Annotated in this window: 29 protein-coding genes; 13 read left to right on the top strand and 16 right to left on the bottom strand. The window is 59.6% G+C overall.

Translation table 11 applies throughout. The features are described from left to right. Positions 1-10 precede the first annotated feature (10 nt). Genes RBH71_RS16930 through RBH71_RS16920 form a run of 3 tightly spaced genes read right to left on the bottom strand, consistent with a single transcriptional unit; the run spans position 11 to position 3173 of the window. A complete protein-coding gene (locus RBH71_RS16930) occupies positions 11-388 on the bottom strand; it encodes a Na+/H+ antiporter subunit C (protein WP_003512021.1) in 378 nt (125 codons plus the stop codon). Continuing rightward, positions 388-807, bottom strand: a complete 420-nt coding sequence (locus RBH71_RS16925) for a Na(+)/H(+) antiporter subunit B (RefSeq protein ID WP_003512013.1) — start codon at positions 805-807, stop codon at positions 388-390. The genes RBH71_RS16930 and RBH71_RS16925 overlap by 1 nt, the downstream gene beginning before the upstream one ends. After that, a complete protein-coding gene (locus RBH71_RS16920) occupies positions 804-3173 on the bottom strand; it encodes a putative monovalent cation/H+ antiporter subunit A (RefSeq protein ID WP_003512011.1) in 2370 nt (789 codons plus the stop codon). The genes RBH71_RS16925 and RBH71_RS16920 overlap by 4 nt, the downstream gene beginning before the upstream one ends. Before the next feature lie 205 nt (positions 3174-3378). Here RBH71_RS16920 and msrB point away from each other — a divergent pair, with 205 nt between their 5' ends. Further along, complete coding sequence (gene msrB, locus RBH71_RS16915) at positions 3379-3786, top strand: peptide-methionine (R)-S-oxide reductase MsrB (RefSeq protein WP_003512009.1); 408 nt, start codon at positions 3379-3381, stop codon at positions 3784-3786. Between the two features lie 116 nt (positions 3787-3902). Then, the gene (locus tag RBH71_RS16910) at positions 3903-4529 is read left to right on the top strand and encodes a LysE family translocator (protein WP_003512008.1); all 627 of its coding nucleotides are present in this window, start codon (positions 3903-3905) and stop codon (positions 4527-4529) included. 19 nt (positions 4530-4548) lie between these two features. On the opposite strand, the gene RBH71_RS16905 is transcribed toward RBH71_RS16910, so the two are convergent. From RBH71_RS16905 to RBH71_RS16885, 5 genes are all read right to left on the bottom strand, one after another. Further along, entirely contained in the window at positions 4549-5046 is a 498-nt protein-coding gene (locus tag RBH71_RS16905; RefSeq protein WP_003512007.1) for a GNAT family N-acetyltransferase, read from the bottom strand. 107 nt (positions 5047-5153) lie between these two features. After that, on the bottom strand, positions 5154-5822 hold the full coding sequence (gene trhA / locus RBH71_RS16900) for a PAQR family membrane homeostasis protein TrhA (protein ID WP_003512005.1): 669 nt from the start codon (positions 5820-5822) through the stop codon (positions 5154-5156). Between the two features lie 188 nt (positions 5823-6010). Then, on the bottom strand, positions 6011-6331 hold the full coding sequence (locus RBH71_RS16895; RefSeq protein WP_003512004.1) for a TraR/DksA family transcriptional regulator: 321 nt from the start codon (positions 6329-6331) through the stop codon (positions 6011-6013). 61 nt (positions 6332-6392) lie between these two features. Beyond that, entirely contained in the window at positions 6393-6803 is a 411-nt protein-coding gene (locus tag RBH71_RS16890; protein WP_003512003.1) for a universal stress protein, read from the bottom strand. Positions 6804-6844: 41 nt separating this feature from the next. Next, entirely contained in the window at positions 6845-7093 is a 249-nt protein-coding gene (locus tag RBH71_RS16885) for a hypothetical protein (RefSeq protein ID WP_141566650.1), read from the bottom strand. Here RBH71_RS16885 and RBH71_RS16880 point away from each other — a divergent pair. After that, positions 7076-7936: a VOC family protein gene (locus RBH71_RS16880; RefSeq protein WP_003512002.1), complete on the top strand. Its 861-nt coding sequence runs from the start codon at positions 7076-7078 to the stop codon at positions 7934-7936. The genes RBH71_RS16885 and RBH71_RS16880 overlap by 18 nt on opposite strands. 83 nt (positions 7937-8019) lie before the next feature. Next, positions 8020-9204, top strand: a complete 1185-nt coding sequence (locus RBH71_RS16875) for an AI-2E family transporter (protein WP_323687423.1) — start codon at positions 8020-8022, stop codon at positions 9202-9204. A gap of 7 nt (positions 9205-9211) precedes the next feature. Here the strand turns inward: RBH71_RS16875 and RBH71_RS16870 are convergent, their stop codons facing one another. From RBH71_RS16870 to RBH71_RS16855, 4 genes are all read right to left on the bottom strand, one after another. Next, positions 9212-10288 (bottom strand): bifunctional transcriptional activator/DNA repair enzyme AdaA, encoded by a 1077-nt coding sequence (locus tag RBH71_RS16870; protein WP_003512000.1) that lies wholly within the window; start codon positions 10286-10288, stop codon positions 9212-9214. Between the two features lie 116 nt (positions 10289-10404). Continuing rightward, on the bottom strand, positions 10405-11130 hold the full coding sequence (locus RBH71_RS16865) for a polysaccharide deacetylase family protein (RefSeq protein ID WP_019564112.1): 726 nt from the start codon (positions 11128-11130) through the stop codon (positions 10405-10407). Between the two features lie 52 nt (positions 11131-11182). Beyond that, the gene (locus RBH71_RS16860) at positions 11183-12091 is read right to left on the bottom strand and encodes a dihydrodipicolinate synthase family protein (protein WP_003511998.1); all 909 of its coding nucleotides are present in this window, start codon (positions 12089-12091) and stop codon (positions 11183-11185) included. Between the two features lie 105 nt (positions 12092-12196). After that, the gene (locus RBH71_RS16855) at positions 12197-12598 is read right to left on the bottom strand and encodes a DUF930 domain-containing protein (protein ID WP_003511997.1); all 402 of its coding nucleotides are present in this window, start codon (positions 12596-12598) and stop codon (positions 12197-12199) included. Positions 12599-12821: 223 nt separating this feature from the next. On the opposite strand from RBH71_RS16855, the gene RBH71_RS16850 reads away from it, so the two are divergent. The 5 genes from RBH71_RS16850 (at position 12822) to RBH71_RS16830 (ending at position 19333) form a co-directional block, all read left to right on the top strand. Then, positions 12822-14921, top strand: coding sequence for a S9 family peptidase (locus RBH71_RS16850; RefSeq protein WP_003511995.1), 2100 nt, complete (start codon positions 12822-12824; stop codon positions 14919-14921). 495 nt (positions 14922-15416) lie between these two features. Then, positions 15417-16427 carry an ABC transporter substrate-binding protein gene (locus RBH71_RS16845; protein ID WP_003511993.1) on the top strand — a complete coding sequence of 337 codons (1011 nt, stop codon included), beginning with the start codon at positions 15417-15419 and terminating at the stop codon, positions 16425-16427. A gap of 251 nt (positions 16428-16678) precedes the next feature. Next, a complete protein-coding gene (locus RBH71_RS16840) occupies positions 16679-17587 on the top strand; it encodes an ABC transporter permease (RefSeq protein ID WP_003511991.1) in 909 nt (302 codons plus the stop codon). Further along, complete coding sequence (locus RBH71_RS16835; RefSeq protein WP_003511989.1) at positions 17580-18686, top strand: quaternary amine ABC transporter ATP-binding protein; 1107 nt, start codon at positions 17580-17582, stop codon at positions 18684-18686. Before RBH71_RS16840 ends, RBH71_RS16835 begins: the two co-directional genes overlap by 8 nt. A 365-nt stretch (positions 18687-19051) precedes the next feature. Further along, on the top strand, positions 19052-19333 hold the full coding sequence (locus RBH71_RS16830) for a hypothetical protein (RefSeq protein WP_003511987.1): 282 nt from the start codon (positions 19052-19054) through the stop codon (positions 19331-19333). Positions 19334-19343: 10 nt separating this feature from the next. On the opposite strand, the gene dmeF is transcribed toward RBH71_RS16830, so the two are convergent. Next, positions 19344-20354 carry a CDF family Co(II)/Ni(II) efflux transporter DmeF gene (gene dmeF / locus RBH71_RS16825; protein ID WP_003511985.1) on the bottom strand — a complete coding sequence of 337 codons (1011 nt, stop codon included), beginning with the start codon at positions 20352-20354 and terminating at the stop codon, positions 19344-19346. Between the two features lie 81 nt (positions 20355-20435). Beyond that, a complete protein-coding gene (gene dmeR / locus RBH71_RS16820) occupies positions 20436-20708 on the bottom strand; it encodes a Ni(II)/Co(II)-sensing transcriptional repressor DmeR (RefSeq protein WP_003511982.1) in 273 nt (90 codons plus the stop codon). 127 nt (positions 20709-20835) lie between these two features. Between dmeR and RBH71_RS16815 the strand changes: the two genes are divergently transcribed. From RBH71_RS16815 to RBH71_RS16800, 4 genes are all read left to right on the top strand, one after another. Next, positions 20836-21189: a hypothetical protein gene (locus RBH71_RS16815; RefSeq protein WP_003511979.1), complete on the top strand. Its 354-nt coding sequence runs from the start codon at positions 20836-20838 to the stop codon at positions 21187-21189. A gap of 96 nt (positions 21190-21285) precedes the next feature. Further along, a complete protein-coding gene (locus RBH71_RS16810; protein WP_003511977.1) occupies positions 21286-21699 on the top strand; it encodes a MerR family transcriptional regulator in 414 nt (137 codons plus the stop codon). A gap of 205 nt (positions 21700-21904) precedes the next feature. Further along, complete coding sequence (locus tag RBH71_RS16805; protein WP_003511975.1) at positions 21905-22393, top strand: GNAT family N-acetyltransferase; 489 nt, start codon at positions 21905-21907, stop codon at positions 22391-22393. Between the two features lie 21 nt (positions 22394-22414). Continuing rightward, a complete protein-coding gene (locus RBH71_RS16800; RefSeq protein WP_003511972.1) occupies positions 22415-22981 on the top strand; it encodes a type 1 glutamine amidotransferase family protein in 567 nt (188 codons plus the stop codon). 103 nt (positions 22982-23084) lie between these two features. Here RBH71_RS16800 and RBH71_RS16795 read toward each other — a convergent pair whose 3' ends face one another. Together RBH71_RS16795 and RBH71_RS16790 are read right to left on the bottom strand one after the other, a co-directional pair. Continuing rightward, on the bottom strand, positions 23085-23399 hold the full coding sequence (locus RBH71_RS16795) for a hypothetical protein (protein WP_003511970.1): 315 nt from the start codon (positions 23397-23399) through the stop codon (positions 23085-23087). 4 nt (positions 23400-23403) lie between these two features. Continuing rightward, positions 23404-24120: a CbtA family protein gene (locus RBH71_RS16790; RefSeq protein WP_003511968.1), complete on the bottom strand. Its 717-nt coding sequence runs from the start codon at positions 24118-24120 to the stop codon at positions 23404-23406. Between the last annotated feature and the right edge of the window lie 2 nt (positions 24121-24122).

The raw sequence follows: 24122 nt of genomic DNA, 5'->3' as shown, positions 1-24122 counted from the left end.
CCCCGCCCGCTCAATAACCGAGCGGCGGCAAAGGCTCGCCTGCCGGTTCTGCGGTGCGCATTTCGTCGGTGTCGTCGGTCTGCAATTCCTGGAACGCGCGCCAGGTCAGCACCAGCAGGAAACAGAAGAAGGAAAAGGAAATGACGATTGCCGTGAGGATAAGCGCCTGCGGCAGCGGATTGGCGGCGCCCGCCGGCAGGGCGTCCATGCCGGGCGGAATGATCGGCGGCACTTCGCGCGTCAGCCTTCCCGCCGTGAACAGCAGGAGGTTGACTGCGTTGCCGAGAATGGCGATGCCGAGCAGCATGCGGATGCTGTGACGCGAGAGCATGAGATAGATCGCCACCGAAAAGAAGATGCCGACGAGAATGGAGAAAACAGCTTCCATCAGTCGCTATCCCTTTCTTCCAGAGCCAGCGCAATGGAGGTGATGGCACCGACCACGACGAGATAAACGCCGATATCGAAGGACATGACGGTGGAGAGTGGCACTTCCACACCGAGCAGGCTCGGATAGACCCACAGCCCGGTCATGAAGGGCACGCCGGCTGCAATCGAGACGAGACCAGACAACATCGCCAACAGCAGCCCCGCGCCGGCAATGGACAGCGGATGGTACACGATGGCGCGCCGGACTGCGGCCACACCATAAGCGATGCCGTAGATCGCCAGCGCCGAGACCGCGATCAACCCGCCGATGAAACCGCCGCCCGGCTCGTTATGGCCGCGCAGCAATACAAAGATGGAAAACAACACCATGAGGCTGGTGACTACGGGGGCGACGGTGCGCAGGATAAGCGTGTTCAAGCCCGCGCTCCCTTCTTCTTCGCTATTTTTGCTGGTCCCTTGATGGCAGCAGCCGGGCGGATGCGGATGAGCGCGAGAATGGCCAGGCCTGTTATCATCACCACCGCAATCTCGCCCAGCGTATCCGTGCCGCGGAAATCGACGATGATGACATTCACCACATTCGCCCCGTGGGCGATGACCTTGGAATAGGTGTTGTAGAAATCGGTGAGGCGATTATCGAACGACGCTTCCGTCGCCCGCATCAGGAACAGGGCAAAGCCGGTTCCGCAGGCAATGGCGATGGTGCTGTCCAGAAGCTTCTGGCCAGGGCCGCGGTGGTCTGACGGCGACAGACGAAGCCTTGTCATGACCAGCGTCAGAATGACCACGGAGAGGGTTTCGACCATGAATTGCGTAAACGACAGATCGGGCGCGCCGAACAGCAGGAAGATGACCGCCACCGCAAACCCCTGAATGCCGAGCGCGATGATGGCCGTAAGCCGGCTGGACGCCGTGAGCACCGCGACAAGGCCCGCAACCGCAATGGCAATGAAGGTCAGCTCATGGATTTTCATGTCGTGCGGCCACGCCGGCATGGACGGCATTTCGCCATAGAGAAACAGCGGCGCAAGCAGCACGACGGCGATGACGGCGAAAGTGGCGGTGACGTAAAATTCCAGCCTGCCGGGCTGGATAAGCCTGACAACGTGGAACGAGATTTTGACCAGCGTTTCGATGAAAACATCGAAGCCCCTGTCCGGCCCTGCACCCAGCGCCTTGAAGGTGCGCACCATCAGGCCGCGAACGGCGGAAAGTTGCATGTAGAGGACGATGCCGAGCGCGATCGTCAGCAGCGACAGGCCGAGCGGCACGCCGATATGGGGAATGAGCGAGATTTCCACCGGGCGCGCCTCACCCGCGATCGCGCTTGCCATCGGCGTCGAAATGTAAAAATGCGAAAGGCCAGCGAAGAGAGCGATGGTCAGCCCCTTTATCGCCAGCAGCGCCGGGCCGAGCCACAGCAGCAGTGGTCCCTCATGAGCGTGTTTCGGGGTTTTCACGGGCTTGCCGAGGAAAGGTTTCAGCGCCACGGCAAAAGCGACGGCAAACATCAGCGCATTGCCGAGAATGGCGATGCCGGTGAACAGCACGGCACGCGGATTGCCATGCGCCAGCGCATAATAAATCTCCTCCTTGGCGAGAAAGCCGAAAAAGGGCGGCAGGCCGGCCATGGAGATGGCTGCGGCAAGTGCTGCCGCAAAGGTGATCGGCATGGCTTTTCGCAAGCCGCCGAGCTTCGTCACATCGCGGGTTCCGGTCTCGTGGTCGATGATGCCGGCAACCATGAACAGTGCGCCCTTGAAAAGCGAATGCGCCACCAGATAAAGCACAGCCGCCTCGATCGCGTGGTCCGAGCCGAAGCCGGTCAGCATCACCAGCAGACCGAGCGAGGACATGGTGGTATAGGCCAGCATAAGCTTCAGGTCGGTCTGGCGCACGGCCAGCAGTGCGCCGGTCAGCATGGTCAACCCGCCGAAGAACGGCAGCAGGATCTGCCAGGCAGCGGTATCGCCGAGAACGGGGTTGAGGCGCATCAGAAGATAGACGCCGGCCTTCACCATGGTTGCCGAGTGCAGATAGGCCGAAACCGGTGTCGGTGCCTCCATCGCGTTGGGAAGCCAGAAATGGAACGGGAACTGCGCCGATTTGGTGAACGCGCCGCCGAGAACCAGCAGCAGCGCAGCCAGATAGAACGGGCTGTCGCGCAATATATCGCCGCCACGCACCAGCATGGACAATTGCGTCATGCCGCTCATGTCCCAGATGAAGATCAACCCGGCGAGCAGCAGCAGACCGCCGCCGCCCGTTACCACCAGCGCCTGTAAGGCGGCACGGCGTGCGGCCGGGCGCGCATGGTCGAATCCGATCAGCAGGAACGAGGTTATCGAGGTCAGTTCCCAGTAAACGAACAGCATCAACAGGCTGTCCGAAACCACGACGCCCAGCATCGCGCCCATGAACAGAAGCAGGAAAGACAGGAAGCGGCCCTGCTGCGGATGCCCCTTCATGTAACCGCCGGCATAAAGCACGATCAGCAGACCAATACCGGTGATCAGAAGTGCAAAGGTCAGCGACAGGCCGTCAATGAACCACGAAAAGCTGAGGTTGAAACTTGGAACCCAGACGTAACCGCCCGTGACCACGCCGCCAGCCGCCACCTGCGGCAGCATCAGTGCGAAGTGTACAAAAGCCAGCGCGGGCGCGATCGCCAATATCCAGACGGCATTGTGACCTAATCTTTTCACCAGCATCGGTGCGGCAAGCGCTGCCAGAAACGGCAAAAACAGCGACAGGAATGTCAGCTGCGTGACATCTGATGTCATTCACATCTCCCAGGGCTTCCCCTACCCCTGTACGCCCATGAATGGCGTTCTTTTCAAATCGTATTTTTCAGTTAAGGCATAGACACCGCCATCTCAACCCAAATCGACTCTCATACCTGCCCATAACGTACTCGTTATGACAGCTGCCCTCTTTCAATCTGCAGCGCCGATGCCTATTTCTGGCAGGAACAGAAAGGATCATTCCATGAGCGATCTGACATCCCCGAAAGTGAACAAGAGCGATGCCGACTGGCGCGAGCAGCTGACGCCGGAGCAATATCGCATCCTGCGTGAACACGGCACCGAGCGCCCATTTACCGGTCCCTACTGGGACACGTTCCAGAAAGGCCTCTATCGCTGCGCCGCCTGCGACGAACCGCTGTTCCTGTCCGATACCAAATTCGATGCAGGTTGCGGCTGGCCGAGCTATTTCGAACCGGTGAAACCGGGTGCGGTGACGGAACATCGCGATGCGACGCTTGGCATGGTGCGCACCGAAATCCGCTGCGCCAATTGCGGCGGCCACCTCGGCCACGTCTTCCCGGACGGCCCACCGCCCACCGGCCTGCGTTATTGCATCAACGGCCATTCGATGGTGTTCGAACCGATCTGATGAGAGACATCTAACGGCCGGTTGCCTGCCGGCCGTTTTTGCGAACAAAATGACCGTCTCGACAGCCGGACCGGAGAGTGAGATTATCGCGATCTCACTCCTTCCGGATCACCGTCATGGCGCTCGAAACCATCCTCATATTCATTCCCGCCTGCTTTGCCCTGAACATGGCGTTCGGGCCCAACAATCTCCTGTCGATGACGGTTGGTGCGCGATACGGCATGGCAACGGCAGTGATGGCCGCGAGCGGCCGGCTGGTTGCGTTTGCGGGCATGATCGCGATCGCCGCTTTGGGCCTCGGCGCACTTTTGATGGCTTCCGAAATGATGTTTTCGCTGATCAAATGGATCGGCGTTCTCTACCTGATGTGGATCGGCTTCAAGCTCATCCGCTCAAGGGCGGATGTCGCCGCTCACGATATCTCCTCGGGCAACGGAAATATTCTCAAGACCTATCTGCGGCAGGAGTTTTTTGTCGCCTCCGGCAATCCGAAGGCCATCCTGATCTTCACGGCCTTTTTCCCGCAGTTCATCCAGCAGGACGCCTATTGGCAGAGCTTCGCCACGCTCGGCACAATTTTCCTGCTGCTCGAGGTGATGGCGATCACCGTTTATGCCTTTGTCGGTTCGCGACTGTCCGGTCTTATGCGCAATGCGCGCGCCCTGAAGCGCGTCAACCGGATCAGCGGCTCGATGATGATGGCTTTCGGTGTCATGCTGGCCTTCGCCCGGCGCCCTGCCTGAGAGAAATCCCGGCCGCATACTAGTTCAGTTTAAGCTCCATGCAGGTCAGGTCCAGCCAGCGGCCAAACTTGGTGCCCACTTCCGAAAACCGGCCGGCAACGGTGAAACCGAGGCTTTCGTGCAGGCGGATGGAGGCGGCGTTTTCCGATTCGATCGCGGCGATCAGCACATGCACATCGTTGCCGGAGGCGTGGTCGATGAGCGCCTGCATCAGCCGCTTGCCGATGCCGTGGCCGCGCGCGTCCTTGTGGACATAAACCGAATGTTCGCGGGTGTGGCGATAGCCGTCGAAGGCGCGCCAGTCGCCATAGGAAGCATAGCCGGCAACCTTGCCGTCAAGAATCGCGACGATCACAGGAAAGCCGCGTGACTTGCGGGCGGAAAACCATTCCTTGCGGTTTTCCAGATCGACCAGCACTTCGTTCCAGATCGCCGTCGTGTTCAGGACCGCGTCGTTGTAAATCTCCATGATGCCGGAAAGATCGTCCACGGTGGCATCGCGCAGTTCCAAACTCATTATCGTTCGCCCTCATTCTTGTCTGCATCGCGCGCCCAACGTTCCGGGGCACGACCTTCAGCCGAGCATTAGGCGATGACGCGGATGGCTGTCCAGTGCTCTCTAGCTCAGGAAGACATGGGAACGAGGCTGAAGGAAGTGACCACGGCAAAATAGTGGACAACGGCGGCGGCAACGACGAAACCGTGCCAGATGGCGTTCTGGAATCGCAGCTTTTCCCAGACATGGAAGACCACGCCGAGCGAATAGATGACACCGCCAGCGACAATCAGCCAGAGCGTGACGGGGGCCAGATGCGTTGAGAGCGGCTGCACAACCATGATGCCGCTCCAGCCCATGGCGAGATAAAGGCCTATGGCGACCCGGTCGTAACGGCCGGGAAACAGGCATTTGAGCAAGATGCCGCAGATGGCGGCAAGCCAGATCAGCCCCAGCATGGTGGCAATCAGCGGCTCGTGGATACCGCGCATCAAGAACGGCGTGTAGGTGGCGGCGATCAGTATGAAGATCGCCGAGTGGTCCAGCCGGCGCAGGAACCATTTTACGTTGGAATGCGGCCAGATATTATAGGTGAAGGACACGGAAAGGCAGGCGACAAGGCCGAGTCCGTAAATCCAGGCGGCCGCGATGGCGCTGAGGCTGCCCCAGACGGTCGCGTAAAAAATCAGCGCCGTGGCGCCCACCAGCGCAAAAACGATACCCACGCCGTGGACGATACCATCGGCGACAATCTCGTGAAAATCATACTGGCGACCAAACCGCCACACGTTACTCATAGTCCATTCCCGTTTGCCTGCTTGTGGCCAAGCATGACGGCAATATTAGACAGGAACAAGACAGCAGCCGGTTAACGGCGATCAAATTGCGTTCCGGGCTGTTGCGAAAGGAGAGGTTGAGCGGTGGCCTCGCCGTTTCCCTCATTCCTGCGCTTGTCACAGGAATGAGGAGGGAAAAAGGAGCGCCCTCACAAGGCCGCAGCGCATTCCTGGCAGAACGGCGTATAGGGCACGGCTTTCAGGCGGTCTTCCGAAATTTTCTTGCCGCATTTGACGCAGGTGCCGTAGGTACCGTTCGCGATGCGGTCGAGTGCGGCGTCGATGGCGCGCAACTCGTCCTGGCCCACCTGCCCTATTTCATCCAGCACCTCGTCATTGCTGCGTTCAGCGGCGCGGTCGTCATCATCGGGGTTGCGCGGTTCTTCGAAATCCGCCTCGATTTTGTGCAGGCGGCTGTAAAGCTCGCGCTGGCGGTCGCGCAGGATTTTCTCGTAACTTTCGACATTCATGGTCTTCTCCTCCAGCCGGTGCGGGCGAAAATCGCCCGCTACCCCAAGATTTCAACTCACTTTACCTGTCAATCAGCACCGAGCACTTGGCATGGCGCACCACGCGGTCGGCGGTGGCGCCGATGAAATAATTGGTAAAATCAGGCATATGCGATGCGATGATGATGAGATCGGCCTTGTGCTCTTCGGCAGCGGCAATGATTTCACGCGCCGGCGCGCCGCTTCTGATTTCGTGCTTGCCCTTGAAGCCGGCCTTCGCCTGAATATCCGCAAGTTTCGTCTTGGCATCCTTGATGGCATTTTCGATGAGGTCTACCGGCAGGTCGATCGCCATATAGCCGGGCAGTTCCTCAACCACATTGATGAGGACGATCTCGCCATCGGCATCCAGCAGCGCCCTGGCCTTGGCGAGAATCTTCTCTCCCTTGTCGATGGCGCTGAGGTCTACCGGTACGATGATTTTCTTGTACATGGCTATCTCCTTTGGCGTAATCTGCCGTTCACGTGTCGGGCTCATATTTCCCTGCCGATGCGCCCTTCGCCTTGATTGAAGTCAAAGCCGCGTCGGAGCAGCAACAGGGGCATTGTCAACGAATAGTGGACGGTCAATCGCCAGATGGCGATCTTTGCTGAACGACAAAACCCGCCCATATTCACCACAAATGAACGCCGCAAAGCGGCGTCGGCTGATGCAGATGCGCAAATCCGCGTCGTCAGCACGCCGGATTCAATATGGAGATTATGATGAGTGAAATCAAACAATTCGCCCTGACGCGGCCGGCTTATGTCGGTCAGGCTCATCTTGTCGTTCACGATCTGCCGCGCATTTCGGAATTCTACCAGAAAATCATCGGCCTCTCCGTCATCGAGAAAAGCCCGAGCGGCGAGGTTCTTGGTGTCAACGGCCAGCCGCTGCTGACACTTTCCACCTCCGGCACGGTTGAACGCGCGCCGCGCAATGCCGCAGGCTTGTTCCACACCGCCTTCCTGATGCCGCGCCGCGAGGATCTGGCCCATTGGCTAGCCCATGCCGCGCACAACAATATCCAGCTTCAGGGCGCATCCGACCATCTGGTGAGTGAAGCGATCTATCTGGCCGACCCCGAAGGCAACGGCATCGAGGTCTATCGCGACCGGTCGCCGTCGGAATGGACCTACCAGCAGGACGGCACGGTGGAGATGGCCACGCTCCGCCTCGACCTACAGGCGCTGTATGACAGTGCGCCGAAAACGGCGTTCGAGGCCGCTGCCGATGGAACGGCCATCGGCCACATGCATCTGCAGGTCGGCAATATTCCGCAGGCAGATGAGTTTTATCAGGATGTACTGGGGTTGAAGATCATGGCGCGTTATCCGGGTGCCAGCTTCTTCGGCTCGGGCGCTTATCATCACCATGTGGCCGCCAATATCTGGAACAGCCGCGGCGCCACGGCCCGCAAGGACAACATGACCGGCCTTTCGGGCTACTCGCTGAAGTTCAACGACAGTGCGGCGCTCGCTACTGCAATGGCCGCTCTCGACCGGCTGGAAATAGCTACGGAACGGCAGAGCGACGGTATTGTTCTCAAAGATCCGTGGGGCATAGGCCTGAAGCTTTCCGCGTAAAGACCACGGGGCGGCAGAAATTTTTGCCGCTCCGGAACCGCCTCATTTTTCGAACGTTTGATGTCTTATTGGGGGACAGTTCGATGAATGAGAATGCCAGGCCGGAAAAAACCGGCATCTTGGGCAAAATCGGGCGGCGCGCCGCAAACGCTCCGTCGACGAAGGCCGACCCTTTCGAGGGTCTGGCGTCTGGGTCGCACCGTGACGACGCGCGCAGCCAGCAACCGCTTGGCCGAGAAGCGCTCGATGTGGCCGTTGCATGGTCGGTTATCGGCATTTTTCTCGTCGTCATGATGGCGGTCATTCATGAATTGTCTCTGATCCTCATACCGGTGGTGCTGGCGATTGTCGTGGGCATGATCCTCGGCATCGCGGCGGAAAAGCTCAGTTCCTATGGCATTCCCGGTGCCGGTGTGGCGGTCATTCTCTCCGGCCTTGTCGCGGCCGTGATGTTTTTCGTGATCAATTCGCTGATCGACCCGTTGTCGCAGCTCGCCTCCGAAGGACCAGCGCTGATCGAACGCAGTATGGACCGCTTCCTGCCCTATCTTCAAAGCATCCGATGGCTGAACATTTCGGCAGCGACCTTCAGCATGGGGTCGATTTCAATGGAGTCGCTGATTTCGCGCAGCGGCGAGATAATTTCCCTGCTCGGTTCCAACGTCACCCCCGCAGTCGTTCAGGGCATGATCTTCCTCGCCGCGCTTCTGATGTTCCTCTACAGCCGCCTGCGGCTGCGCAAGGCGATCATCATGGCCTTTCCGGCCCGGCACCAGCGGCTGAGGGCCATTCGGATCATCGCTTCGGTGGAAGAAGTGCTCGGCACCTATTTTGCCACGGCAGCGCTGATCTATGCGGCGCTGGGCGTGACGATGGTGGCGATCGCCTATTTCGGCGGGCTGGCCATGCCGCTTCTGTGGGGGCTCTTCGCCTTCCTCTCCAGCTTCGTGCCGTTTCTCGGCATCACCGCCATGACGGTGTCGCTGGCGGTGGCAGGCATCATCACGCATGACAACATGGTGCTGGCATTGCTGCCATCCGCGATCTTCTTCACCATTCACCTGTTGATGGAAAACCTGGCCTTTCCGGCAGTGGTGGGCCGCAACATGGAGATCAACCCCTTCCTCGTCTTCGTGATGATCATCTTCTGGACGTGGATGTGGGGTGCTGCGGGCGCCATGCTGGCACTGCCGCTGTCGCTGATCGCCATGACAGTAACGCGCGAGCTGTTTCCTTCACGCCGCATCGTTCCAAACCTGCCGGCCTGAAGGCCGGTCAGGAGGCGAGAGGAATGCGGAGCTTATCGGCCATGCGCCGCTCGTGCTCGATCAACCATTTCTTCCGCCACAGACCACCGCCATACCCGGTCAGGCTGCCATCTGCGCCCAGCACCCGGTGGCAGGGAACGACGATGGCAATCTGGTTAGCGCCATTGGCGCGGGCGACGGCACGCACGGCGGATGGCCGTTGCATCGACGTCGCAAGCGAAGAATAGCTGACGATCTCTCCCGCCGGTATCTCCCGCAATGCGTGCCAGACATCGCGCTCGAAGGGTGTGCCGTGTCCGGCAAGCCGGGTTTCGAAGTCAGCCGAGTGCCCGGCGAAATAGGCCGCGAGTTCTGCTGCGATCTGGCCGGTGACCGGCGTCCTGCCCAGCACCATATCCGCGCCGGTGCGGGCCTTCAGCCGCTTCAATTCGGCCGGAAGCGCTGGACGGTCGGCAAATTCTAGAAGATGCAGGGCGTGATCATCGGCAACGACCAGCATCGGGCCGATCGGCGTGTCGATCCAGTCGCCCTTCAGGAACCCCTTGCCCTTCATGGCGGCGGGAGAGGTGCCGAAGAACTGGTTGATGGCCGAGCGGAAACCGCTGCCGGATTCATATCCGGCATCGATCTGCGCGCCGATCACGGCTTCTCCTGATGCAAGGCTTGTCGCCGCATCTCCCAGCCGCCGCAGCCTTGCGATTTCCAGAAAACTCATGCCGAAACGGCGTTTGAAGGTGCGGCGCACGGTGGAAGGGTCATGGCCCATCGCCACCACATCCTCCTCACGCCAGCGCCGCGCCGGTTCGCTTTCCAGCGCCGTCAGAAGGGTGGTGACGGTTTCATCCGCCGTGCCATAGGAAAGCATCGGCTTGCAGCGCTTGCAGGGGCGGAAGCCAGCTTCCAGACATTCGGCGATGGTTTCGCGAAACCGGCAGTTTTCGATCTTCGGCTTTCGCGCCGTACAGGTAAAGCGACAGAAAATCTTCGTCGAGGTCACGCACACATAGGCCACGCCCTCATAGGCGGGGTCCTTGTTCACAAGGGCGGAATATAGGGTTTCGGTGTCGGGGCGTTTGAACAGCATGGGAGGATGCTAGCGTAAATTTGAGCGGTATGCCGCCGAAAAACGGGCTTGGATGTGGGATGCTCATTTCCCTCGTTCCCGTGCTTGTTACAGGAATGAGGAGAGAGTCGCCCCGCTCAATTACCCGGCGGCGTAAACGACGGATCGTCCAGCCTTGTGAACACCACGCCGCGCGCCTTCAGCGCCAGAAGTCCCCTCACCACGCCCTCACCCGCTTCGTGGGTAGGCTGATTGATGTGGGAGATGATGACGTCGCCGTCCCTGGCCGAAGCGATGTGCTTTGCCGTGGCGGCCGCGCCCAGAAGCGAGCCGCCATCGCCATTGACGGAATAACCCGCCACCCGCATGCCGAGCCTGTTGATGGTGGCCATGGACGAGGTGGTATATTTCGCCGTCGCACCGCGAAACCATTGCGGTTGAAGACCGGTCATGGCGACAATTGCCTGCCTGCCGCCCTCGACCTCCTGCTCGACTGCCGCTTCCGAACCGGCAGCGGCAATGCCGTAGATGGCAACGGGCTTATCCACCGCTGGCACATGGTTTTCGCCGTGGTTTTCGATCTCGAACAGATCCGGATGCGCCATCATTACGGCAAGCGCTTCGCTGTTGTGCTTCAGCCAGCGGGCAGTGACGAAGATCGTCGCCGGTATCTTTTCCTGCACCAGCGTATCGAGAATGCGATGGTCGGTCTTGCCCATGCAGGCGTCCAGAGTCATCGCCACCCGCACCCTGCCGTCATGCCTCGGCGTCATTTTCAGCGTCGGCTCGACGAGACCCGTCCCCGCGAAGGCGGCAGTGGAGAGCGACAGGAAGAGAGCGGCAAAGGGCAGGCTACGCAGCATTTTTCAGTTTCCGAAGGGTAAGATGTGGCAATCCGCCTGCAAAACGCCCGAATTATGGCGCGGCTTCCAGCGTGGACAGAGCGTTCAGCACCTCTTCCACCCGCTGGCGCTCTGCGCTGGTGAGCGACAGGATTGGCCGGGGCGGCTCGCATGCCGTTACCGACAAAGCATTGGCGGCGGCGTAGATCACGCGGATACTGCCGAATTCCTTGAAGAGCGCCCAGAGCGGCTGGAAGGCCAGATCGAGCCTGCGCGTCTCCTCCGCATCCCCGGCCTGAGCGGCGCGCATCAACCGCAATGCCGGAACCGGCAGCAGGCCCGCAACGACGCTGTACCAGGCATCGCCGCCGGCAAGCGTTGCTTCCGCACATCCCCAGTCGCCGCTGTAACCGATGGCGAAATCATCCGTCAGTTTCGGCCGCAGCCGCGCAAGCTCTCCCGCATAGTCGGAATCGGCCGGCAGCGGCATCTTTATGGCACGGATATTCGGGATATAGGCGAGCCTGACCAGAAGCTCATCGCTGAAGGAGAATCGCGTCGTCGTCGGGTTGTTGTAGATGGCGAGCGGCAAATCGGTTGCGCCGGCGACGGCGGCGAAATGGTGATAGGCCTCTTCCTGAGTCAGCGGCGTATAGGAAACGGGCGCCAGAAGCAGCGCATCGGCACCGGCAGCTTCGGCATCCTTCGCCAGCGCCACGGCCTCATCGGTACGCAATGCGCCGACGCCTGCCATCAGCGTGCGCCTGCCCTTGAGGACGGCATGGGCTGCCTCGACCGCGCGCCGCCTCTCGGCACGCGACAGATACATATAGGTTCCGGTGCTGCCGAGAATGCCGATGGAATCGACCTCCGCCGCATCCAGCCGCTCGACGAGGGCGGAAAAGGCTTGGCTATCCACCTGCCCGGCCTCGTCAGCGGGCGTGATCGGAAAAGCCGAAAGTCCCTTGAATTGCTTCGCCATGTTCTCGCCCCTCAATTCGATCGAAGGACAGCGTTACAGACCCATTGGCAGGGCGGCAAGAAAAGCGGGGGTTAAACCGGCGACCGCGGACGAAGAATTCCCCGATCAGTCATAAAGATACAACTTCTTCCACTGCTCTTCGGGAATCTTGTCGCCGACACGGTAATCGAAGGACTGGATGGAGAGGCTGTCGCTTTTCAGCTGGCACTTGTATTTGAGCTTGTACCATTCACCGGCGCTTCTGAAGACTGCACCCGACGCCTTGATCGAATTCTTGCCAACCTCGGGATCACCGAAGGTATAGGCAATGACCTTATCCGGCTTCATGCCCTTCTGCTCCGTCGCGATCCGCTCCATCGCCTCTATGTCGCAACGCTGCTCCAGACGCTCCTCGGGGGCGAGCACGTTCAGCTGCCGCATGACGTTGGCGTCTATTGCGAAAGCGGGTGTAGATGCCTGCAAGGCAAGGAAAAACGCAGAAAGAGCAGCGGGAAGAAACTTTCGCATGGGATCCTGTCAGTTTTCGTTTGTTCTTATCGATGCACGGCAGGCCGGTGGCAGGCGCGTATCATCGCTGATTTGCCGGATATTGCCAAAATGTGATCGAAAACTGACGAAATTGTGCCCAAGCCTCATTTCACCTGTGGAGATCTGAAACTTGATCGGTGGTGAGGGGCACTCTACATCTTGGGTGCCGCCCACGCATTTTTCATACGAAAGCGAGTTTCCCTTGCCGATTTTCAAGAACCTGCCCGCCGCCCCGACCGCCGAAAAACGGCCTGTCCAGGATACGCATCACGGCATCACCCGCACCGATGACTACGCATGGTTCCGGGCCGATAACTGGCAGGCCATGTTCAAGGACCCTACCCTGCTCGACCCCGCCATCCGCGCCCATCTGGAGGCCGAGAACGCCTATATGGAAGCCGCAATGGGCGACACCAAGGCGCTTCAGGAAAAGCTGTTCGAGGAGATGAAAGGCCGTATCAAGCAGGATGATTCCTCTGTTCCGGTCAATGATGGACCTTATGCCTATGGCACGCTGTTCGTGACCGGCGGCGAGCAGCCGCATTATTTCCGCACCCCGCGTGATGGCGGCGAAAAGCACGTGCTGCTCGATGGCGACAGGGAAGCTGAAGGCAAGGATTATTTCCGTCTTGCCGGCCTCGACCAGTCTTCCGATCACAGTCACGGCATCTGGGGTTATGACGACAAGGGTTCGGAATATTTCACGCTGCGCATCCGTAATCTCGAAACCGGTGAAGACCTTGCCGATGTCGTGGAAAATACCGGCGGCGGCGGGGCATGGGCGCCTGACGGCAAGAGCTTCTTCTATACGCTACAGGACGAAAACCACCGCCCCTCGAAGGTCTTCCACCACATCATCGGCGAGCCGCAGTCGGCCGACCGGCTGGTCTATGAGGAAAGGGACCCCGGCTTCTTCATGGGCGTTGGCGCGTCCGTGCTCGACGACTTCATCTTCATCGACATTCACGACCATGAGACCAGCGAATACCGCATTCTTTCCACCAAGGACCTGATGGCCGAGCCTGTCGTGGTTGCGGAGCGCGAGGAAGGTATCGAATATTCGATGTGCGAAGGCGGCGATGTCTTCTACATCCTCACCAATGACGGCGATGCCAAGGATTTCCGCATCATGGAAGCGCCGGTGACCGCGCCGGGCAAGGAAAACTGGAAGGAGGTCGTGCCGCACGAGCCGGGTCGCCTCATTCTCTCCGTCGATGCCTATGCCCGCCATCTGATCTGGCTGGAGCGCCGCGACGGCCTGCCGCGCATCGTTATCCGCGATCGCCGCACGGGCGAGGAACATTCCATCGCCTTTGCCGAGGAAGCCTATTCGCTTGGCCTGCATGGCGCTGCAGAATACGACACCGATGTCATCCGCTTCTCCTACTCCTCGATGACGACGCCAAGCCAGTTGTTCGACTACAATATGGTGACGCGCGACCGCACGCTGCTGAAAACGCAGGAAGTGCCTTCCGGCCATAATCCCGACGATTACATTACCCGCCGCATCATGGCGCCTGCCCATGACGGCGAGTTGGTGCCGGTCTCGCTGCTTTACCGCAAGGATGTAGCGCTCGACGGTTCGGCCCCCTGCCTGCTTTATGGCTACGGCGCCTATGGCATCACCATCCCCGCTTCCTTCTCCACCACAACGCTGTCTTTGGCAGACCGTGGCTTCATCTATGCCATCGCCCACATTCGCGGCGGCAAGGACAAGGGTTTCGAGTGGTATGAAACCGGCAAGATGAAAGACAAACAGAACACGTTTAAGGATTTCATCGCGGCTGCCGATCATCTGGTCAAGGAAGGCTTTACCTCCTACGACCGCATCATCGCGGAAGGCGGTTCGGCAGGGGGAATGCTGATGGGCGCCGTCGCCAACATGGCCCCGGAAAAATTTGCCGGCATCATCGCTGCGGTTCCCTTCGTGGACGTGCTGACGACCATGCTTGATGACACGCTGCCGCTAACCCCGCCGGAATGGCCGGAATGGGGCAATCCGCTGGAATCGGAAGAGGAATATCAGTGGATCGCCGCCTACAGCCCCTATGACAATGTCGGGGAAAAGCCCTATCCGCCGCTGCTTGCGCTTTCCGGCCTCACCGACCCGCGCGTGACCTATTGGGAACCGACCAAATGGGTGGCGAAACTGCGCGAAAAGACGACGGGGGAAGCCCCGATCCTGCTCAAGACCAACATGGCGGCTGGCCATGGAGGCAAGTCGGGCCGTTTCCAGCGGCTGGAAGAAATTGCCTTCGAATATGCCTTCGCACTGAAGGTCGCGGGCAAGGACGCCGTCTGACACGCTGCATGCAGAAACGGGCGGCGATCCAATCGTCGCCCGATCTTATTTTGGACGAAAATACCTGCAAAAATCTCGTTATTGAATATTTTTTCCACAAATTATCATACTCATCTTTTATTTAAATAACATCTTTATCGACATTGAATTTTTATTTTCAGTTGCTGCAACTCATAATATATCTTCCGCCAACGCAAATAATTCCCATGTATTACGTCACTTGAAAAAATGTTCCGGAAATCGAACGCATGGCTGCGTTGCGCCATTTCGCATTGCAATATCACTTTTCGGCCGTATTATCCGGGCCGTTGACATATTCATGCGCCTTTTCGCCGCCTTTCTCGCGGCAATCCTGCAGCACGTCTTGCGGATAATCTTATCGCCGGATTTTTTCGGCTTTTTCATGCGCCATGTCAGTTCGCCCTTGGCAATCCGGGCTTTGCAGTGCTCCCGCTTTGCCAACTGAAAACACTGCATCAGACTTGGAGGTCTCCCATGAAGAAACTCCTGGCCTCGACCATTCTCGTAACGGGCTTTACCATCGCTGCCGGTGCAGCAAATTCCGCCAACGCCGCAGAAACATGCGGCAGCGTCACCATCGCCGAAATGAACTGGGCATCCGCCGGTGTTGCGGCTTACGTCGACAAGTTCATCATGGAAAACGGCTATGATTGCACGGTCAACGTCATCAGCGGCGACACCACTCCCACATTCACCTCCATGAATGAAAAGGGCCAGCCGGATATGGCGCCCGAAATGTGGGTGAATACCCTTGGCGCCCCCTATGAGGACGCCGTCAAGAAGGGCAACCTGATCCAGGAAAGCAAAATCCTGAGTGAAGGTGGCGTTGAAGGCTGGTGGATTCCCAAATATCTCGCCAACGAACACCCCGATATCAAGACAGTTGAAGACGCACTCAAGCATCCCGAGCTTTTCCCGGCGCCGGAAGACGCCAGCAAGGGTGCCGTGTTTGGCTGCCCGCCGGGCTGGGGCTGCCAGCCAACGACCGCCAACCTGTTCAAGGCACGCAAGGCCGACGAGAAGGGCTTCGCCCTGATCGATACCGGCTCCGCAGCAGGCCTCGATGGCTCGATCTCCAATGCCTATGAGAAAAAGCAGGGCTGGCTCGGCTATTACTGGTCCCCGACGGCCATTCTTGGCAAGTACGACATGGTGAAACTGGACGATGGCGTGGCACTCGACCGCGAGGCCTACGACAATTGCATCGCCAAGCCTGATTGCGCCGATCCCAAGCCAAACGCCTATCCGGTTGCAGAGGTATTCACTGTTGTCACCAAGGACTTCGCCGAGAAGGCCGGTCCTTCCATCGACTATATCCGCAAGCGGCAGTGGGACAACGAGACCGTCGCCAAGGTTCTGGCCTGGATGGATGAAAACCAGGGCACCAACGAAGACGGCGCGGAATATTTCCTCGAGAACAACGAGGATATCTGGACGAAGTGGGTTTCGCCGGAGGTGGCGGAGAAGATCAAGGCTTCGATGTGATTGGTTGATGAGAGTGGGAAGCTTCGGTTGTCATCCGTGGCTTACCCCCTCTGCCCTGCAAGGCATCTCCCCCCAAGGAGGGAGATCGGCTGGGCTCACCCTTCTCACAAATCCGCAACCTGTTTGATGGGCGAGACTTTGCCTCGGATCGATCTCCCCCCTTGTGGGGAGATGTCCGGCAGGACGGAGGGGTGCCCCGCGCTCCAGCCTCGACCACCCATCCCCCAAAACCCAAAGGGAAAACAACAATAATGGCCCTCTGTAACTATCTGCCGGATATGCTGTGCAAGTTTCCGGCCATCGATAACGGCACGATGCGTGTGGCACGCAAGACCATCGATGACGGTTTTCGCGATATCGTGCGCAATTACGGCGATGCGATCGATGTGATCGTGCATCCGCTGCAGCTCTTTCTCAACTCCTCGGAGCGGCTGTTCATCCAGACCCCGTGGATCGTCACCATGCTGGTCATTCTGGCGATCGTGCATCTGGCCGGGCGCAGCTTCAAGATCACCGGTGGCACGGCCATCTCCCTGCTCATGATCGGCGCAGTCGGCCTCTGGCGCGACGCCATGACGACGCTTTCCATCGTCGCCATCGCCACGCTGATCGCCATCGTCATCGGCCTGCCGCTCGGCATTTTGATGGGACGCTCCGAACGGTTGCAGCGTATCATCAATCCCGTGCTCGACGTGATGCAGACCCTGCCAAGCTTCGTTTATCTCATCCCCGTGGTGGTGATTTTCGGCATCGGCAAGGTACCGGGCCTGATCGCAGTGGTGATCTACGCCATTCCACCCGTCATCCGCCTGACCAGCCTCGGCATCCGCCTGGTAGACCGGGAAGTGCTGGAAGCCGCCGATGCCTTCGGCTCCTCCAACGGCCAGAAGCTGTTCAATGTGCAGCTGCCGCTGGCGTTGCCCACCATCATGACCGGCATCAACCAGACCATCATGATGGCGCTCGCCATGGTTGTCGTCGCCTCCATGGTCGGTGTCGGCGGGCTCGGCAAGAATGTGCTGCAGGCCATCAACAACCAGTTTTTCACGGTGGGCTTCCTGAACGGTTTCGCTCTGGTCGCCATCGCCATCATGTTCGACCGGGCAAGCCAGGCTTTCGGCAAGCGCCTGCAGAAATACCGCGAGGTCTCCCATGGCTAAAAGCATCGAAATCAGGAATCTTTACAAGATCTTCGGCAAGCATCCCGAGAAGTACCTCGAAGCGGTGCGATCAGGCATGGACAAGGTCGAGCTGAACGACAAACACAACCATGTGCTCGGTCTCAACAACATCAACATCACCATGCCGGGCGGCAAGATCACCGTGGTCATGGGGCTTTCCGGTTCCGGCAAGTCGACGCTGATCCGCCACATCAACCGGCTGATCGACCCGACCGCAGGTGAGGTTCTCTACGACGGCGAGGACATTTGCGGCATGAGCACTTCGGCGCTGCGGAAATTCCGCCGTCACAAAACGGCGATGGTGTTCCAAAAATTCGGCCTCCTGCCGCATCGCACCGTGCTGGAAAACAGCGTCTACGGCCTCGATATTCAGGGCATGCCACGAAAGGACAGCGAAGAGAAAGGCCGTTACTGGCTGGAGCGTGTCGGTCTTGCCGGCTATGAGGATTATTATCCGAACCAGCTTTCCGGCGGCATGCAGCAGCGCGTCGGCCTTGCCCGCGCGCTTGCCAACGATGCCGATATTCTCCTGATGGACGAGGCGTATTCGGCTCTCGATCCGCTGATCCGTGTCGATATGCAGACGATGCTGCTCGACCTTCAGCAGGAGCTGAAAAAGACCGTGGTGTTCATCACTCACGATCTGGATGAGGCTTTGCGGCTCGGCGACCACATTGCCATCCTGAAAGACGGCGAAGTGGTGCAGCAGGGCGACGGCCAGAGCATCATCCTTTCTCCTGCGGATGGTTACGTCACCGACTTCGTGCGCGACGTCAACCGCAGCCGCGTGCTTCAGGCGACCACCGTGATGGAACCGCTGACGGCGAAACCCGAGGGCATGTCGGTGCCGGAAAACGCGACTCTGGAAACCATCGCCCGCGATATGTCGGAGGCGAACGAAACCAGCGCCCATGTGGTGGATGAAGACGGCAAGCCAGTCGGCGCCATCGGCCTCGACACGCTGGTGGCGGCGATGGTCACGCCGGCACCTCAGGAGGCAGATCTCAGGTTGGCAGTCGTGGAGGAAGCGGAAAAAATCCCGGAACCGGCGGCGCCTGTGGAGAAGGAAACCGCGTAATCCGGCACCAACAGGATTTGCCTTTCTTTCAGAGGACCGAAAAAGCCCCAGCCCCGCTGCGCAAAAGACATCGGAGTTGCCTGGCCGCGTCCAAACTCTTTCGTCATACCGGCCTAGAGCCGGCATGACGGGAGTTGGGGTGTTTGGCGCCAGAGTTTGAGCGGCACAACAGGGTCGCCATGGCGAGCACGACGCGAAGTGTGGGCAAGGCCGGCAATGCCCGCCTTCCCATCCAACCATGCAAAAACGAAGCACCCCTTTGCCACGTGTCAAGCCGGGAACGACATTGCAATGCAGCAAGCGCAAGCTTCGGGCAAGCCGCCGCCGTTAACGATTTGTTAACTTTTGAACGCGGAATCACTGGCATGCAGATCGAAAGCAATATTGGCGGATACAATTATCAGGCTCGTGTCCGCGACATCGAAAAACCCGGCAGCGCGCAGAGCGCGCCCGAGGAACAGGCCGTTAAACGCGGCCCCGGCAACCCTACCGTTTCCAGCACCGTTCTTTCCCGTTCGCTGGCAAACGTGCTGTGGGCCGTCGGCAATGGCAGCGCGCCGGCCCACACGCAGGCTGCGACCTCCGCCGAAGACAAGGCAGAAGCGCAGGCCGAATGGGTGCGCAGCGCCTATTCCGAATACGAATAGGTGATTCCGATCAGGCCCTTGCCGGGCTGACCTCCACCGTTACATGTGAGAGTTCATGTATGGCTGCAAGCTTCTGCTTGTAGAAAGCCGGTGCCTTCGGCACCTGCGAGTGGATGGCGACAATGGCGGCGTGATGCCCCGGCCCCACCTGCCAGACGTGCAGGTCGGTGATGCGATCTTCTTCCGTTTCCACGCTTTCACGGATTTCCTGCGGCAAGTCCTCCGTCAGCGGAACCGCATCCACCAGCGTCGTTGCCGTGGAGCGAATGAGTCCCCATGACCAGCGGGCAATCACCACACCGCCGACAATACCCATCAACGGATCGAGGAAGGACCAGCCGTTCCACTTGCCGAGCAGCAGCGCGACAATGGCGAGAACGGAAGTCAGCGCATCGGCGAGTACATGCAGATAGGCTGCGCGCAGATTATTGTCCCTGCCGCCCTTCGCACCGTGCTCGCCGTGATGCGCGTGCGAGCCGTGATCGTGATGGGCGTGGCTGCCATGGCCGTGATGGGCATGCGAACCATGGCCATGGCCATGGCCGTGATCGTGATCGTGGTCATCCTTCAACAGCACGGCGCTGACGAGATTGACGGCAAGACCGATGACGGCGACGAGGATCGCCTGATTGAAGTCGATCTGAACAGGATTGAAAAGCCGCATCGCACTTTCGACGGCGATGAGCAGCGCCACCACCGCCAGAACGATGGCGCTGGCAAAACCGGCGAGATCACCGAACTTGCCGGTGCCGAAGGTGAAGCGCGGATTGCGCGCCTCACGCCGGGCATAGAGATAGGCCAGCGCCGAGATGAGCATTGCGCCCGCATGGGTGGACATGTGCCAGCCATCCGCCGTCAGCGCCATGGAACCGAACCAGTGGCCGGCGACGATCTCCGCCACCATCATGACTGTGGTCAGCGCAATCACCATCCACACGCGCTTTTCATTGCGCTCATGGTTCCGGCCTAGGAAAACATGGTCGTGGCCGGACGCTGCGGAAAATTCGGATGTCGTCGTCATGTCGCTAATCCTGTTCGATCCTGGAATATTCTGTTTCACGCATGTCTTTTCCCAAAGCCGCGGACACTTTTGGGAGAGAGGTTAGCGGATGTAGGTCTTCAGCACCTGGGCCAGCTCTTCCGCCGCACGCGCCCGCTCGTCTTCATTTTCGGCGTGCACGACGTGCTCATGCAGATGTTCCTGCATCACCTCCCCCGTCAGGCCGGAAAGCGCACCGCGCACCGAGGCCAGCAATTGCAGCACCTCGCCGCAGGGCTTGGAATCGTCCAGGGCACGCTCCACCGCCTCCATCTGCCCCTTGAGGCGACGGATGCGAACGAGAAGCTTCTCCTTGTTGCGGATCGTATGGGACATGAGTACCTCATATACTATAGGGGGGTATACTATATTGCGATGTTTTTTGGTTCAAGCCCTGCGCGACGCAATCTTCGCGAATGTTTCGACCCCTAAAAATACCCCATGAAACTTAGGGGACTCAGTCATGACGACTATCGCAGCAACAACCAGCAGCTATTACGCAACTCCGGTCCGGACCCTTGAGCCGACAAAGACTAGGGAAACAAATGCAACCACCGAGGCCCTGCTGGAACTGACACGGGCGGCACACCGCGCGATTTCCAGCGCCGAGAGCGTTGCCGTTTCCGCCGCACCTGCCGCCGCCAGCGTTTCCGCCGGACTTGCCGCAGCACTTTGGAACCTGGACAGCGGCGCACAGGCCAGAACCGAACCGGCGGTAGATATCGCCGCATCAGCGCAGCCTGACGCCGCCTCCAGCATCGAGACAGAAGTTCTCAAAGCCCTGGCGCAGGCACTCGGCGTGGATGCCGCCGCCTGACACCCATTGAACGGCAGGCTGAAAAGCTATATCTCTAGAGACTAGAGCATCCGGTTCGTTCTTGTCCCGGCTGCTCTTGAGGATATGGAGAAGGCAATGCTGTCCATCGGTGAATTGTCCAAACGTACCGGCGTGAAGGTTCCGACGATCCGCTATTATGAGCAGATGGGCCTCATCCGCGAGGCAGACCGCTCGGAAGGCAACCAGCGCCGTTACGAAAAATCCGATCTCGAAAGGCTGGCTTTCATCCGCCATGCCCGCGATATCGGGCTCAATATAGACGCCATCAGAGAATTGATCGCGCTCAGCCAGCACCGGCAAATGCCGTGCGAGGGTGCGGATCGCATTGCCGCCGAACACCTCGCCCATGTGCGCGAAAAAATCACCAGCCTCAAAAAGCTCGAGCATGAGCTGGAACGTATCGTCTCCCATTGCCATGGTCATTCGATCGAGGATTGTTATGTCATCCGCGCACTTTCCGACCATGGCATGTGCGAAGGGGAGCATTGAGGCTAAACAGCAGGCTTGACAGATTTCAGATTCGAGCGCATTGCATGGACATGATCAACGAACGCGCACCCATCTCCTGCTCGTACTTTTGGGCCTACCTGTAAAGGGCGGCTCGACAGATCATTTTGTCAACAAGCCGCCGTCAGGCGGCTTTGTTGTTTTTCAAGCGTCCTGACGGCACCGATAAAACCGAAGGACCAGAAAAATGACCGAAGATAGTTCCCTTACACTGGAAAGACCGCCCGTCGTCATCATTCGTGGCGCACGCAAGACCGATTTGCCTGAGCTCAATGAGATGATCACCCTGCTTGCCACCTTTCATGGCGATGCGGCGGCGATTACGCCGGCGAAACTGGAACGCGACCTGTTCGGCCCGCTTCCCTGGGTGCATGGGCTGGTGGCGGAAGCCGACGGCGCATTGATCGGTTACGCCCTGATGCTGCCGCTCTACAGGGCGCAGGAAGGCCGCCGCGGGCTTGAGCTGCACCATCTTTTCGTGCGTGACGGTCACCGCGGCCATGGCACCGGCCAGCACCTGGTTTCCCGCGCCCGCGATATCGCCAAGCGCCTCGGTTGCGACTATCTTTCCGTCAGCGCCACGACCGGCAATGTCGCCGCGCATCGTTTCTACGAAAGCATGGATTTCGCGCCGCGCCCGGTCACCGGCATGCGCTACATGCAGTCTATCGCCTGATTGCAACCTTTGGAGACGGCCATGACACGGATTGCCATTGCGCTTGCGCAGGATTTTGCGGACTGGGAACCGGCGCTGCTTGCCGCCGCCGCGCGCGGCTATCTCGGCGTCGAGATCGTTTACGCAACCCCGGACGGCCGGCCCGTGGTTTCAATGGGCGGGCTCAACGTTACGCCCGACACATCCTATGACGCGCTTGATCCTGCTAACATCGATGCGCTCGTCATTCCCGGCGGCCTCAGCTGGGAAAAGGGAACGGCTGTCGATCTTGGCGGGCTGGTACAGCGGTTTCGCGAGAAGGGCCGACTGGTTGCCGGCATCTGCGCGGCTGCCAGCGCGCTTGCAGGCACGGGCGCCCTTGATGACGTCGCCCATACCGGAAATTCGCTCGCCTCTCACAAGACCTATCCGTCCTATCGCGGCGAAGCGCTCTATCGCGACCAGCCGAAGGCGGTCAGCGATGGCGGCATCGTAACCGCAGCCGGCAGTGCACCCGTCAGTTTCGCGGTGGAAATTCTGAAACACCTCGGCCTCTTTGGTCCGGAAGCCGAGGCGGAACTTCAGGTTTTCGCGGCGGAGCACCGGTGAGGCTCACCTTGGTGTCGAGAGTTTTGCGGATCCTCCCACCTCATTCCTGTGCTTGTCACAGGAATGAGGTGGTGGGGAAGTTAAGCCGCGAGACCATCACAAATCACCCCTGATCAAGCACCCGGCAGACACGGAGCGCGACATCCCCGCCCTCCCCCGCAATCGCACGGCGGATATCGCGGCTGTTGAGATGCAGACTGCGACCGGCCGGCAAAGCCGAGCGTTTTATCTTGGCAAGGGCTGCGGCCGTAAAGGCAGCCTCATTCTCATGAAAATAGGCGAGCGCCGCTTCCCGTTCCGGGCTGACGCCAAGGACTGCCTTGAAAGCAAGGCGATGCACGGCGCAGAAAGCGCCGTGACCGGGAACGGCAAAACGCAGCGCATCGAGTTCCTCACTCCATTCGGCTGCGCCCTGCATGGTTTCAAGCCTGCTGGAAGCGCTTCAGGAAAAACGCGCTCAATGTTCCGAGCAAGGCCCAGAAGACAAAGCTGGTCACGGTGGCGGCGACGATGAACTGTCGTTCCAGCGGCAGCGGTGCCAGCGCATGTTCACCTTCCGGCGGCAGGGGCGCGCCCACCACATGTGGAGCAACGATCAACACCATTGCGAGCACGATTGCCCAGGGTTCGCGGCGGAATGCGATCAGCGCAATGCCGCCTGCGGTCGCCGCAACCGTCGAAAGCCACCAGATTTGACGCGCCTCAAGCGCGGCCGCCGGGCTGCCCGGCAGTTCCGGCGGCAGGCCGATCATCGGCGCAAGCATGACGGCGGCAAAACCGGCCACACCCCACAAAAGGCCTTCGCGCCAGCCGGCATCGGTGCCGCGCAGCGAGATGAGGCCGGTCAGCACCAGCGCATAACCGATGGCAGTCAGCACGTTGGCGGCGACCGTATAGGCGGTGCGCTCGAAGCCGTCGGCCGGAGACCAGGCTTCCTCGTTATGTTCGTGCGCGGGAACGGCAGCGCCGGTCGTGGCCGGAGCATCGTGGCTGTGGGGCGCTTCGCCACCGGCATTTTCATAGGCTTCCGCCTTCAGGATCAGCGGCGTGGTGCCGAAAGCCTGCATGGCCGAAACGGCGAAGCCGCCAACGATGCCGACGAGGACGGCGGTAAAAACGATATTGCGAAAGAACGACATGC

Source organism: Rhizobium sp. AN68, from assembly GCF_030758035.1.
GTDB classification, from domain to species: domain Bacteria; phylum Pseudomonadota; class Alphaproteobacteria; order Rhizobiales; family Rhizobiaceae; genus Agrobacterium; species Agrobacterium tumefaciens.
This window is presented reverse-complemented; position numbering and strand designations above follow the sequence as displayed.